At 69.0% G+C, this 13,427-nt stretch carries 9 protein-coding genes; 5 read left to right on the top strand and 4 right to left on the bottom strand.

Features of this window, described 5'->3' with window-relative positions; genetic code table 11:
• Positions 1-16 precede the first annotated feature (16 nt).
• The gene (locus H0W40_RS03880) at positions 17-2,308 is read left to right on the top strand and encodes an ATP-binding protein (RefSeq protein ID WP_292443373.1); all 2,292 of its coding nucleotides are present in this window, start codon (positions 17-19) and stop codon (positions 2,306-2,308) included.
• A gap of 33 nt (positions 2,309-2,341) precedes the next feature.
• Here the strand turns inward: H0W40_RS03880 and H0W40_RS03875 are convergent, their stop codons facing one another.
• Positions 2,342-3,640: a mechanosensitive ion channel domain-containing protein gene (locus H0W40_RS03875; RefSeq protein WP_292443371.1), complete on the bottom strand. Its 1,299-nt coding sequence runs from the start codon at positions 3,638-3,640 to the stop codon at positions 2,342-2,344.
• Positions 3,641-3,848: 208 nt separating this feature from the next.
• The gene (locus H0W40_RS03870; RefSeq protein WP_292443368.1) at positions 3,849-4,784 is read right to left on the bottom strand and encodes a histone deacetylase family protein; all 936 of its coding nucleotides are present in this window, start codon (positions 4,782-4,784) and stop codon (positions 3,849-3,851) included.
• 55 nt (positions 4,785-4,839) lie between these two features.
• Here H0W40_RS03870 and H0W40_RS03865 point away from each other — a divergent pair, with 55 nt between their 5' ends.
• From H0W40_RS03865 to mltB, 4 genes are all read left to right on the top strand, one after another.
• A complete protein-coding gene (locus tag H0W40_RS03865; RefSeq protein WP_292443366.1) occupies positions 4,840-5,760 on the top strand; it encodes an AAA family ATPase in 921 nt (306 codons plus the stop codon).
• A gap of 17 nt (positions 5,761-5,777) precedes the next feature.
• A complete protein-coding gene (locus tag H0W40_RS03860) occupies positions 5,778-6,782 on the top strand; it encodes a DUF58 domain-containing protein (RefSeq protein ID WP_292443364.1) in 1,005 nt (334 codons plus the stop codon).
• Positions 6,783-6,855: 73 nt separating this feature from the next.
• On the top strand, positions 6,856-9,039 hold the full coding sequence (locus H0W40_RS03855; protein WP_292443361.1) for a DUF3488 and transglutaminase-like domain-containing protein: 2,184 nt from the start codon (positions 6,856-6,858) through the stop codon (positions 9,037-9,039).
• Positions 9,036-10,121 carry a lytic murein transglycosylase B gene (gene mltB / locus H0W40_RS03850; protein ID WP_292443359.1) on the top strand — a complete coding sequence of 362 codons (1,086 nt, stop codon included), beginning with the start codon at positions 9,036-9,038 and terminating at the stop codon, positions 10,119-10,121. The genes H0W40_RS03855 and mltB overlap by 4 nt, the downstream gene beginning before the upstream one ends.
• Positions 10,122-10,285: 164 nt before the next feature.
• On the opposite strand, the gene alaS is transcribed toward mltB, so the two are convergent.
• Both alaS and H0W40_RS03840 read right to left on the bottom strand, forming a co-directional pair.
• Positions 10,286-13,000 (bottom strand): alanine--tRNA ligase, encoded by a 2,715-nt coding sequence (gene alaS / locus H0W40_RS03845; RefSeq protein ID WP_292443357.1) that lies wholly within the window; start codon positions 12,998-13,000, stop codon positions 10,286-10,288.
• A complete protein-coding gene (locus H0W40_RS03840; protein WP_292443353.1) occupies positions 12,997-13,416 on the bottom strand; it encodes a type II toxin-antitoxin system VapC family toxin in 420 nt (139 codons plus the stop codon). Before H0W40_RS03840 ends, alaS begins: the two co-directional genes overlap by 4 nt.
• Positions 13,417-13,427 lie beyond the last annotated feature (11 nt).

Below are 13,427 nucleotides of genomic sequence, written 5' to 3'. Positions count from 1 at the left end.
AATCGACGGTCTTCCCGTGAACAGAGCGCCCCGGCCGATCCCCGCGCTGAGCTCCGCGCATGAAGGCCCTGCCGGCGGCGGCGCGGACGACAACGACATCGACAGCACGCTGCTGCATAAATGGCTGCCCTCCGGCCTGCGCAGCTCGCCTTGGCTGCGCTGGCGACTTCGGCTCCTGATCGCCGCGGCACTGCTCGGTTGCGTGACGCTTTTCCTGCTGACGCGCGCACTCGCCGCGCAACCGCATCTGGACGCGGTGTGGCACGCCAATGCGCAAGGCCAGCTCGAACTGGCGGCCAGCGAGACGCCGGCGCTGCAGCCCTTCATCGGCCGAGCCCTGCTCGGGGTGATCGGCGACGATGCGCGTATTGCGGTGTTCGACGCGCTGGCACTGCAGCGCTCGCCGCGCTGGACGCCCGGCGACGCAGAGCGTGCGCGACACCGCGAACTGCACCTGCAATTGCATGCGGCGCTTTCGCAGCAGCAGGTGCGGCTGTTCTTCGCCGACGGCGGCACCGCCCAGCTGCGGCTTGCGCCGCGCAGCAGCCTGCGCCTGGGTCTGCTGTACTGGCTGGTCAGCGCCCTGGCGTTGCTGCTGTATCTGGTGGCGCTGGTGGTCGTGCTGGTGAGACCGTCGATGCGCAATACGCTGTACGCGCTCATGGCACTGGCGCAGTGCGGCAACCTGCTTTTCATCGCTGCCGGCACTGCGCTCGACCTGACGCTGCCGCCGTTCTACGCGCGATGGGAGGTGCATGCGCGCACCGCTTTCGACCTGCTCACGGGGGCTGCGATCCTGCATGCCGCCTGCGTGCATCCGCGCCGGTTGCCACAGGCCGTGCTGATCGCATCCCTCGGCTGGATGGCCGCCGCGACGTTGCTCATTCTTCACCTCGCTGGCGCATTGCCGCAAGCCTGGTGGTGGACACAGATTGGCGGCGGACTGTTCGGCCTGGGCGCGATCGCGCTGTTGAGCTGGTCTTATCGGATCGAGCCGCACCCTTTCGCCGTGGTGCTGCGGCGCTTCGGCAGCGTCACGGCCGGGACCTGGATCCTGCTCACCGCGGCCATTGCCGCGGCGAACCAGCAGCCGGGCGTTCAGCAGGGCATCGCCACGGTCGGCTCGATGATCTGGGTGGTGTTCCTGGCCTCGCTGCTGCTGCTGATGCCTTTTCTGGCCAAGTCGCAGCAGGTGCTGCGCGAGTTCTCGCTGCTGGCCGGCATCAGCACCGTGGCGACCTCGCTCGATCTGCTCTTCGTCGCCGCGTTCTCGTTCGGCCAGTTCACCTCGATCACCTTGTCGGTATTCCTGTCGCTGGGGCTGTATGCCGGCGTGCGGCAGTGGATGCTTAACCACCTGCGCGGCGCCGGCATGGTGAGCATGGAGCGCCTGTTCGAGCGGCTGTACCGCATGGCACGCGAGGTCGAGGCCAGGCCGCAGCGCGCTGCGGCGACGCTGCTCAGCCTGCTGCGCGAACTGTTCGAGCCGCTCGAGGCCGCCATCACGCCGCAACTCACTACCGACGCGCGCACCAGCGGCGACGGCTCGACCCTGCTGGTGCCCGTGCCCGACCTGAGCCGCAGCAGCAGCGAGCGCACGGAACAGACGCTGGTGCTGCGCTTCTCGCAGCGCGGCCAGCGCCTGTTCACCGACGAAGACGCGCGGCTGGCCGACCGCATCGTCGAGCAACTGAAGCGCGCCGTCGCCTTCGACCAGGCGGTCGAGCGTGGCCGAAGCGAGGAGCGCAGCCGCATTGCACAGGATCTGCACGACGACATCGGCGCGCGCCTGCTCACGCTCATGTACCAGGCGTCGAACCCCGAGCAGGAGGACTACATCCGCCACACGCTGCAGGATCTGAAAACGCTCACGCGCGGCCTGGCGGTCGGCAGTCATCGGCTCTCGCATGCCGCCGGCGAATGGAAGGCCGCCGTGCAGCAGCGCCTGCAGCTCGCCCACGTGGCGCTCGACTGGCAGTCCCACTTCGACCGCGACGCCGAACTCACGGTGGTGCAGTGGTCCGCACTCACGCGGGTGCTGCGCGAACTGGTCAGCAACGCCATTGCGCATGCGCAGGCCACCCGATTGGTCGTGCGGCTGCGCCTGAGCAACGATCGCCTCGAACTCACGGTCCGGGACGACGGCTGCGGCCGCAATCCGCAAGCCTGGGCGCACGGGCTGGGACTGGGCGGCGTGAGAAAGCGCGTCAAGCAGCTCGGCGGTGAGGTCGATTGGCGCGAAGCCGAACCGACCGGCATCGAGTGCACTGTGCAGTTCGCCCACTGGTCGCTCACGGCGACCGGCTGAAGGCCGCGCCGCGCTCGGGCGTGGCCTTTCGAATCAAGGCGCCACAGGCGGTGCGGCCCCGGCCGCAGGCATCGATCGGTGGTGCACGGTTCGCTGCGCATTCGCGATCTCTATGCCTTCGGCGTCGAGCACGCCGAGGATTGCAAGATTTACCTCGGAGCGCAGGTTCGACTGCCCGTTCAGCGGATCGCCGTTCCAGTACCACACGGTCAGCTCCAGGCCGTGAGCCGCGAAGTCGGTCAGGTGCACGTCACTGACGTGTTCGCCGTCTTTCGCCACGCGCGAAACGTCGGCCAGCGCCACGAGGATCTTCTCGCGCAGCGCCGCCACGTCGGTGCCGTAGGCAACCTGCACCACGGTCGAGGTCATGACAGCCGGCTCTTGCGCCAGCGAGGCGTTTTCGACGCGCAGGGTGGTCAGCATTTCGTTAGGCACGATCGACTCGCGGCCGTTCGCCGCGCGGATGATGGTGGCGCGGGTCTTGATGTCGGTGATGCGGCCTTCGAAGTTGTCGACCCTCACCGTGTCGCCGATGCGAAGGTTGCGCTCGGCGAGGATCACGAAGCCGCTGACGTAATTGCTGGCGAGCTTTTGCAGCCCGAAACCCAGGCCCACGCCGATCGCGCCGCCCAGCACACCGAACGCGGTGATATCGATGCCCGCGGCCGAGAGCGCGAGCATCAGGCCGACGAACAACAGCAGTGCGCGCGCCGCGTTGGCCGCCATCTTGCGCACCGACAGGTTCTCGATGGCTCCTGCGAGCAGCCTGGCCTCGATCGCCGCCGAAACCCACAGCACGATCATGAGCACGACCACCGCCGACAAAACGCCCTCGACCAGGTTGCGCAAGGACAGTTGCGTGCCGCCGACCTTCCAGTTCAGGCTGTCGAGCCCGGCGAGCATCAGCGGCAGCACGCCGGTGAGCCACAGCACCAGCCCGAGCCAGACCAGCCACGACACGCTGCGCTCGATGACACGCACGAACCGCAGTCGCGGCAGCGCGGCCGACAGCACGCGCACGACGACCCGAATCACCACCAATGCCAGGAGGATCGGTATGGCCAGCCGGAACACCGCGATCGGCACCACGCCCTCCAGCGCGTGCCTCGCGACAACCGCTGCGAGCAATGCCAGCGCGGGAAACAGCACACCGTCGACAAGGTGCTTGCCGAACCAGATCGACGAACTCGGCTGCGGCGCACCGCCGCGCACAAGGCGTGTCGCCAGCAGGGCCAGCAGGAGACAGGCCGCCAGCACGGCGAACTCGGCCAGCGCGGTCGCATGGGTCAGTGCCGCGAGCAGTGCCGGCAGACCGTCGATTTGCTTGTTCATTGCGGCGGCAGTCTAGGGCCTGTCAACGCAATGAGGATTCGTGTGATCCAGCAAACAGGCCCTTGGCCCATCCGCCGCGCGTGCCGGCGATTCCCGAGCCGCATGTGCATGCCCTGATGCTGCTCGGCCTGGGCGCGCTGGCATGAGCCCGAGCCCGACGGCGGTGAATCGCCGTGGCCGCGCCGCGCCGCGGCCCGGCCGCTTTCGGTCAGGCGCCCGTCAGCACCCGCAAATGCGCCGCGACGCTGCGCGCCAGCGCACTAAGGTTGTAGCCTCCCTCCAGGCATGAGACGACGCGCCCTTGCGCATGGCGCGCGGCCATCTTCATCAGCCACTGCGTCATCCATGCATAGTCGGCCTCGACCAGGCCGAGCTGACCCAGATCGTCTTCGCGGTGGGCGTCGAAGCCGGCCGACACGAACAGCATTTGAGGCTTGAAGGCGTCCAGGCGCGGCTGCCATTCGGTCTCGATCAGCTCGCGGATCTCCGGGCCCTTGGTGTAGGCGGGCACCGGCACGTTGACCATGTTGTCGCCGAGCGGCACGGTGCCCGACCCAGGATAGAACGGGTACTGGAAGAAGCTCAGCATCAGCATGCGCTCGTCGTCGGCGACGATGTCTTCCGTGCCGTTGCCGTGATGGACGTCGAAGTCGATGATCGCCACGCGCTCCAGGCCCCGCACCTCCAGCGCATGGCGCGCCGCGATGGCCACGCTGTTGAAGAAGCAAAAACCCATCGCCTGCCCGCGCGTTGCATGGTGTCCCGGCGGGCGCACCGCACAGAAGGCGTTCTCGACCTCGCCGTCGAGCACGGCATCGGTGGCCGCCACCGCCGCGCCGGCGGCATGCAGCACGGCGGCCCAGGTACCAGGGCCGGCGATGGTGTCGGGGTCGAGCGCGCGATGCGTGCCGGACGCATCGACCCGCTGCATCAGCTCGCGCAAGCGCGCCACATGGGCGGCGTCGTGGACCCGCATCAGGGCCGCTTCCTCGGCGCGTGGCGCCTCGCGGCGTTCGAGCGCGAGGTCCAGGCCCGTGGCGATCAGGTGGTCGGCGATCGCGTCGAGCCGCTGCGGGCTCTCCGGGTGGCCGGCGCCCATGTCGTGGCCGCGGCACGCGGGGTGGGAATAGTAGGCGGTGGCCATTTGTCTTTGACTTGAGAGGTCGGTCGAGGCAGGGCTTTGGGCTATGGTGCGCGCCATGAGTCTGCACACCCGGCTGCACCAGCTCGTCGATCAGATCGACACCATTATCGTCGGCAAGCGTGCCCGCATCGAAGACTCGGTGGCCTGCATGCTGGCCGGCGGCCACCTGCTCATCGAAGACGTGCCCGGCGTCGGCAAGACCACCCTGGCGCATGCGCTCGCCGTCTCGCTGGGCCTGCGTTTTTCACGCGTGCAGTTCACTGCCGACCTCATGCCTTCCGACCTGCTCGGCGTGTCCATCTACGAGCGTGGCAAGGAAAGTTTCGTGTTCCACCCCGGCCCGGTGTTCGCGCAGGTGCTGCTGGCCGACGAGATCAACCGCGCCGGCCCCAAGACGCAAAGCGCGCTGCTCGAATCGATGGAGGAGCACCAGGTCACCGTGGAAGGCGAGACCCGTGCCCTGCCCGCCCCCTTCTTCGTGATCGCCACGCAAAACCCGAGCGATCAGCTCGGCACCTACCCGCTGCCCGAAAGCCAGCTCGACCGCTTTTTGATGTGCATCACGCTCGGCTATCCCGACCGCGCCAGCGAGCGTGCGTTGCTCGCCGGGCGCGACCGCCGCGAGGCGATTGGCGATCTGCGGCCGGTCATGAGCCCGGCCGAATTGCAGGCGGCCCAGCAAACCGTGCTCGCGGTGCATGCCAGCGAGCCGCTGCTCGACTACCTGCAGGCGCTGATCGAGGCCACCCGGGGTGGCCAATGGTTCACCGAGGGCCTGAGCCCGCGCGCCGGCATCGCGCTGCTGCGCGCCGCCAAGGCGCGAGCCCTGATGGCCGCGCGCGACTACGTGGCCCCCGACGATCTGCAGGCGGTCATCGCGCAATGCATCGCGCACCGCCTGATGCCCGTGGCGGGCGCCGGACGCGGCCCGCGCGAGCAGGTGCGTGCGATGGTCGAGGCCGTCGCATTGCCCTGAGCCGCAGGGTCGCAACGGTGGCAGCCTTGCCGCGCCCTGCACTCGCCGGCTTCGGCGACGCGCTGCGCGCCCGCGCTCGCGCCTGGTGGCAGGCGCGCCATCCGCGCACCGACACGCTGCTGCTGACGCAGCGCAACGTCTACATCCTGCCCACGCGCGCGGGCTGGGCGTTCGCGCTGACCCTGCTGGCGTTGCTCGTCGCGTCGATCAACTACCAGCTCAGCCTGGGCTACCTGCTGACCTTCCTGCTCGCGGGCAGCGGCGTGGTTTCCCTGCATGTCACGCACAACACGCTGCGGGCGCTGACCTTGCACCTGCGCACGCCGGCCGCCGTGTTCGCCGGCGACGCGGCGATCGTCGAATGCGTGCTCACCAGCAGCAGCCCGAGGGCTCGCTACGGCGTCGGCCTGCGACTGGCCAGCGCAGACAAAGCGCGGCGATGGAGCTGGGTCGACGTGCCGGCCGGCGGGCAGGCGACAGCGCGCCTGAGCTTCACCGCAACGCATCGCGGCCGGCTGGCGCTGCCCGACGTGGTGCTCGAGACCCGCTTCCCGCTCGGCCTGTTTCGCGCCTGGAGCGAATGGCGGCCGGCCGCCAGCGTGCTGGTCTATCCGCAGCCCGAACGGCCCGCAGCACCGCTGCCGGCGGCGCGTTCTTCCGGCAGCGGCAAGGAGGCAGCACGCCGCAGCGAAGGTGGCGAGATCGAGGGCATCCGCAGTTACCGGCGCGGCGACCCGCTCAAGCTCGTCGTGTGGAAAAAGGCTGCGCGCGCATTGGAAACCGGCGGCGAACTGGTCAGCCGCGACACCAGCAGTGCCACACATCAGGCGCTCTGGCTGGAATGGGCCGCCGCCGGCGCCCACGGTCCGGAACAGCGTCTGTCTCGGCTGGCGGCGTGGGTACTGGCCTGCGAACGCGCCGGAATCGACTGGGGGCTGCGGCTGCCGGGTCGTGAACTGGTGCCCGCCCAGGGCGAGGCGCACCAGCGCGCCGGCCTGGAAGCGTTGGCGCTGTACGCATGAACCGCCGCCGGGTCCCCACCAGAGGGTTCGTTCTCCCATTCGGGGACGACACCGCAGGCAGCAAAAGCACGCCATGAGCGCAGGCCCTCCCACGGTGGAACGGCGTGCGACGCCGAGAGTGCGCACCGCAAACGCCGGCGCGGCTGCCTTTGCACTGCCCCGCCTCGCCTGGCCACGCTGGCGCCATTTGCCGCGCGAGGCGCGGGACACGCTTTTCCTGCTGGCGGTCATCGGCTGGACTGTGCTGCCGCACACCGCCCATCTGCCCTTCTGGTGCAGCGCGCTCACGGCGACCATGCTGCTGTGGCGCGGCGCACTCGCGCTCAGAAGCGCGGCGCTGCCCAGCCGTTGGGTGCTGGTCGCCATCCTGCTGCTGGCCTTGGCGCTGACGGCGTGGACGCACAACACGCTGGCCGGCAAGGAGGCCGGCGTGACTCTGCTCGTGGTGCTGGTGGCCCTGAAAACGCTGGAGCTGCGCGCGCGTCGCGACGCCTTCGCCGTGTTCTTTCTCGGCTTCTTTCTCGTGCTCACGCACTTTCTCTACTCGCAATCGCTGGCCATCGCAGCGGCAACCGTGGTGTCGGTCTGGGGACTACTCACCGCGCTGGTGCTAGCGCACATGCCGGTGGGCCAACCCAGCCTGCGCCAGGCCGCTCGGCTGGCCGGGCGCTTCGCCCTGCTCGGCGCCCCGGTCATGGCGCTGCTGTTCGCGCTGTTCCCCCGGGTCGGGCCGCTGTGGGGACTGCCGCGCGACGCCGGTGCAAGCACCGGCCTGTCGGGCGAGATGCGCATGGGCAGCATGGCCGAGCTGGCTCTGGACGAAAGCATTGCGCTGCGCGTGCGCTTCCTCCAAGGCAAGCCGCCGCCGCCCGAGGCACTGTATTTCCGCGGTCCGGTGCTCGGCCGCTTCGACGGCGACGCGTGGCGCGTGCTGCAGCCGCGCTTCGCAGCCCACACGGGCTCGGACGCCGAGCTGCGGCCACTGGGCGAACCCGTGGACTACGAACTGACCCTCGAGCCGCTGCGCCTGGCCATGATCCCGGTGCTCGAAGCGACGCCCGTGTTGCCGCCGCTCGACGATCTGCGCACCGTGCAGCGTGCCGATCTGCACTGGATCACCCACCGCCCCGTCACGGAACGGCTGCGCTATACCGCACAGGCCTGGCCGCGCTTCGAGCACGGCCCGCTCGAGGCGGTGCCCGACTTGCAGGACTACCTCGAGCTGCCCGCGGGCTACAACCCGCGCCTGCTGGCCTGGGCCTCGGCGCTGAAGCGCGAGGCACGCCTGGCGGCGGACGATGCGGATGGCTTGGCCGCCCTGCTCTACCGCCGCATCCGCAGCGAGGGCTACAGCTACACGCTCACGCCGGGCACCTACGACGACGACGGCAGCGGCGACGCGATCGACGAGTTCTGGTTCGATCGCAAGCAAGGCTTCTGCGAGCACTTCGCCGCCGCCTTCGTGGTGGCCATGAGGGCGGCAGGCGTGCCGGCGCGCATCGTCACCGGCTACCAGGGCGCCGAGCGGGACGAGGAGGGCACGAGCCTCGTCGTGCGCCAGAGCTATGCCCACGCCTGGGCCGAGTACTGGCAGGCCGGCACGGGCTGGACGCGCGCGGACCCCACCTCGCAAGTGGCGCCGGAGCGCATCAGCCGCAGCCAGGCGCTGCTCGCGCGGCCGGGTTTCGTGGCCGGCGCCATCGACGGGCTCGCACCGGGCCTGCTCACGAACGTGCGAGCGCTGTGGGAGGGCTTCGACAACGGCTACCGGCAGTGGGTGCTCAACTACTCGCGCGGCAGCCAACTGGACCTGATGAAGAACCTGGGCTTCAGCTCGCCGAGCTGGCAGGACCTCGGCATCGTGCTGGCCGGCGTGGTCGCGGTGGCTGGCCTGCTCGGCGCGGCCTGGGCCTGGCTGGATCAGCGGCGCAGCGATCCCTGGCTGCGCGCCTATGCCCGTATCCGCCGAGCCGCGCTGGCTCATGGCGTCTGTGCGAGCGAAAGCCTGCCCCCGCGCGGCCTGGCTGCCACACTCGAGCACGAACTCGGCGCAAACGCCGCGGCGCCGGCGGCCCAGGCACTGCGGGCACTCGACGTGCTGCGTTACGCAAAGCCCGACGGCGCTACCCTGTCGGCTCGTGCAGCGGGAGCTCAGGCTCGCCGTCTGGCCGCCGAAGGCGTGCAGGCCCTGCAGGCGCTTCCCAGACCGCCGGCTCAGCAACCCCTCTCCCACCCTTTCGCCCAGACATCCCGATGACCCGAACCGTCTTTCCGCCCGCCGCACTGGCCGCCTGTCTCGTGTGCCTTGCGGCGACGGCCTGCGCGGCCGGTGTCGATGGCCCGCGCGCAGTGCAGGCGCCACAGACCAGCGACAGCACGAGCTACGGTGCGCGCAGCGAGCTGCCGGCAATGGCCGCCGGCATCTCCGAGCGCCGCGGGCTGGATCCCGCCTGGGTCGAAGCCACCCTGGCGAAGGCACGCTACGAGCCCAGCGTGGCGCGGCTGATTGCCCCGCCGCCGACAACGCCCGGCACGGCGAGGAACTGGGCCGCTTACCGCGCGCGCTTCGTCGAGCCGGTGCGCATCCGCGCCGGGGTCCAGTTCTGGCGCGACAACGAGCCTGCCTTGCGCGAAGCCGAGGCGCGCTGGGGCGTGCCGGCCGAGATCGTGGTCGGCATCGTCGGCGTCGAAACGCTGTATGGCCGCCACATGGGCAGCTACCGCGTGCTCGACGCGCTGGCGACGCTGAGCTTCGATTTCCCGAAAGAGGCCCGGCGCGACCGCAGCGGCTACTTCCGCAGCGAACTCGAGCACTACCTGCTGCTTTGCCGCAGCCGGGACATCGATCCGCTGTCGGTGCTCGGCAGTTATGCGGGGGCGAGCGGCATGCCGCAGTTCATGCCGAGTTCGATCCTCTACTACGCGGTCGACTTCGATGGCGACGGCCGCACCGACCTTCACGGCAGCCCGACCGATGTGATCGGCTCGGTGGCCAACTATCTGGCCGAGTTCGGCTGGCAGCCCGGCATGAACACGCACTACGGTGTGAACGTGCCGGTCGAGGAGAGCAACCGCAGGGTCCTGCTGGCACCCGACATCCTGCCGAGCTTCAGTGCGGCGGAATTCACCGAACGCGGCGCAGCACTCGACGCCGCTGGCCGCGCGCACCAAGGCCCGCTGGCATTGGTCGAAGTGCACAACGGCGATGACCCGCCAAGCTACGTGGCCGGCACGCAGAACTTCTACGCGATCACGCGCTACAACCAGTCGAGCTACTACGCGCTGGCCGTGATCGAGCTGGGGCGGGCCATCGGGACTGTGGTCGAAGCGACTCGCTGAGCGTCGCGGCCGTGCAGCCCAGTCGGCTCCCTCTCCCGCTTGCGGGAGAGGGTTGGGGTGAGGGGCGGCATCGCGCGGAGCACCCTCCTCCCCTGCCTTCTCCCGCAAGCGGGAGAAGGAGCCAACACCCTGCAACAATCGTTTCGGCAAGCTCGGTTTTTATCCTAGACCCGCTCACCCACCCAGCCGACCACCGACGCCAGCGCAGCGCCGAGCTTGGCCGGCTCGCTGCCCCCGGCCATGGCCAGATCCGGCTTGCCACCGCCCTTGCCCCCGACCTGCTGCGCGACGAAGTTGACGAGTTCGCCGGCCTTGATGGTGCCCATCCGATCGGCCGTCACGCCGGCCGCAAGCTGCACCTTGCCACCGTCCACCGAGGCCAGCACGATCGCCGCACTCTTCAGCTTGTTCTTGAGCTGATCGAGCGTGTCACGCAATGACTTCGCATCTGCCCCGTCGAGTTGCGCGGCGAGTACCTGGATGCCGCCCACGTCGATTGCCTGGGCAAGCAATTCGTCACCCCGCGATGACGCCAGCTTGCCCTTGAGCACGGCCAGTTCACGCTCGAGCGCGCGCACTTCGCTTAGCACCTGCGCCACGCGCCCCGGCACCTCGGCCGGCGCGGCCTTCAAGGTGCCGGCGATGCCGTTGACGGTGGCTTCGAGCGACTGCAGGTAAGCCAACGCGTTGTCGCCGGTGATCGCCTCGATGCGGCGAATGCCGGCCGCCACGCCGCCTTCCGCCACCACCTTGAACAGGCCGATGTCGCCGGTGCGCTGCACGTGCGTGCCGCCGCAGAGTTCGCGGCTCGTGCCGATGTCGAGCACGCGCACCTGGTCGCCGTACTTCTCGCCGAACAGCATCATCGCGCCGAGTTTCTGCGCCTCTTCGATGGGCAGTACGCGCGCCTCGGCGGGCGCATTGGCCAGCACCTCGGCGTTGACGATGGACTCGACCTTGCGGATCTGCTCGCCCGTCATCGGCGCGTTGTGGGCGAAGTCGAAACGGGTGCGCTCGGCGTTGACCAGCGAGCCCTTTTGTTGCACATGGCTGCCGAGCACCTCGCGCAGCGCCTTGTGCATCAGGTGGGTGACGCTGTGGTTGCGCACGGTCTTGGCGCGCAACTCGGCATCGACGAGGGCATGCAGCACGTCGCCGACCTTGATCTCGCCCTCGACGACGCGGCCGTGATGGCCGAAGACCTCGGCCTGGATCTTCTGCGTGTCTTCCACCAACATGCGCGAGCTGGCGTTGCGCAGCTCGCCGCTGTCGCCGACCTGGCCGCCGCTCTCCGCGTAGAAGGGCGTGTGGTCGAGCACCACGACCGCGTCGTCGCCGGCCCTGGCGCCAGGCACGGACACGCCTTCCACGTAGATGGCCGTCACGGCGGCCTGCTCATGGAGCAGCGCTTCGTAGCCGTGGAAGGTGGACGCTGCGCCGCTGTATTCCAGTCCCTGCGCCATCTTGAACTTGCCGGCCGCGCGAGCTTGTTCGCGCTGGCGCTTCATGGCCGAATCGAAGCCGGCGGTATCGACTGTCACGCCGCGCTCGCGGCAGACGTCGGCGGTCAGGTCGAGCGGGAAGCCGAAGGTGTCGTGGAGCTTGAAGGCCAATTCGCCGGAAAGAACGGCTCCCTCTCCCGCACGCGGGAGAGGGTTGGGGTGAGGGTGGTTCTGCCCTGCACGACCCTCACCCCCGCCCTCTCCCGCGTGCGGGAGAGGGAGTGAAGCCAGGGCCGCTTCGAGGATCTCCATGCCATTGGCGATGGTCTGAAAGAAACGCTCCTCTTCCTGCCGGAGCACTTCGGTCACGCGGGCCTCGTCGCGCCGCAGCTCCGGATAGGCATCGCCCATCTCGCCGACCAGTCCGGCGACCAGCGCGTGAAAGAAGGGCTTGCGCGCACCGAGCTTGTAGCCGTGGCGGATCGCGCGGCGTGTGATGCGGCGAAGCACATAGCCGCGGCCCTCGTTGCCCGGGATCACGCCATCGACCACCGTGAAGCTGCAGGCACGGATGTGATCGGCGATCACCTTCAGCGAGGGCGCGTCGGCGTCGCAATCCCTGGCCCCCGCCGCATCGACCGCCTTCTTGGCCGCGCCCAGCAAGGTGACGAACAGATCGATCTCGTAGTTCGAATGCACGCGCTGCAGCACCGCCGTTAGGCGCTCCAGACCCATGCCGGTGTCCACGCTCGGCTTCGGCAGCTTGTGCATCACGCCCGCTTCGTCGCGGTTGAACTGCATGAACACGTTGTTCCAGATCTCGATGTAGCGGTCGCCGTCTTCCTCGGGCGATCCCGGCGGGCCGCCGGCGATTTCGGGGCCGTGGTCGTAGAAGATTTCGGTGCAGGGACCGCAGGGGCCCGTGTCGCCCATCATCCAGAAGTTGTCGGACGCATAGCGCGCCCCCTTGTTGTCGCCGATGCGCACGATGCGCTCGGCGGGCACGCCGATCTGCTTGTTCCAGATCTCGTAGGCCTCGTCGTCTTCGGCGTAAACCGTGACCCAAAGATTGTCCGCCGGCAGCTTGTAGACCTCGGTCAGAAGCTCCCACGCAAATGCGATCGCCTCCTTCTTGAAGTAATCGCCGAAGCTGAAGTTGCCGAGCATCTCGAAGAAGGTGTGGTGGCGTGCGGTGTAGCCCACGTTCTCCAGATCGTTGTGCTTGCCGCCGGCGCGGATGCACTTTTGCGCCGTGGTGGCGCGCGCGTAGGCCCGCTTGTCGAAGCCGAGGAACACGTCCTTGAACTGGTTCATGCCGGCGTTGGTGAACAGCAGCGTCGGGTCGTCGCCCGGCACCACGGGCGACGAGGCCACGACCTGGTGGCCCTTGGACGCGAAGAACTGCAGGAAGGTGGAGCGGATCTCGGAGGCTTTCATGCGCGGCTCTCGACTAGGGAGGCAAGGTAGAGGGGAACACCGATGCGGCGTGCGACCGCGATCAGTTGGCGGTCTTTCGTGGCGAGCGGCAGACGCTGGCGTTGGGCGAGATCGAGGTAGCAGGCATCAAAGGCCGACAGGCCCCAATCGCCGGCCCGCTGCGTCCAGTGTCGGCCATCGCCGGGAACCGCGATCGACTGCAGGGACACGACCTCGATGCGCGACCAGCTTTCTTCCACCGCCTGCGTCGTGATACGACCGGCCTTGAGCGCCCGCGACAGGATACTGCCCATCTCCAGGTGCCACAGCGCTGGCACGAAGGCCCGCGCTTCGTCGAGCGAACGCCACACCGCGAGCGAGTAGGCGTCCTGCTCGTCCTCGAAAAAGGCGCCGAGGGCGACCGAGCTGTCGAGCACGAACCCCGCCA

Origin of the sequence: Methylibium sp. (genome assembly GCF_013817345.1) — a bacterium.
Classification (GTDB): domain Bacteria; phylum Pseudomonadota; class Gammaproteobacteria; order Burkholderiales; family Burkholderiaceae_C; genus Methylibium.
This window is presented reverse-complemented; position numbering and strand designations above follow the sequence as displayed.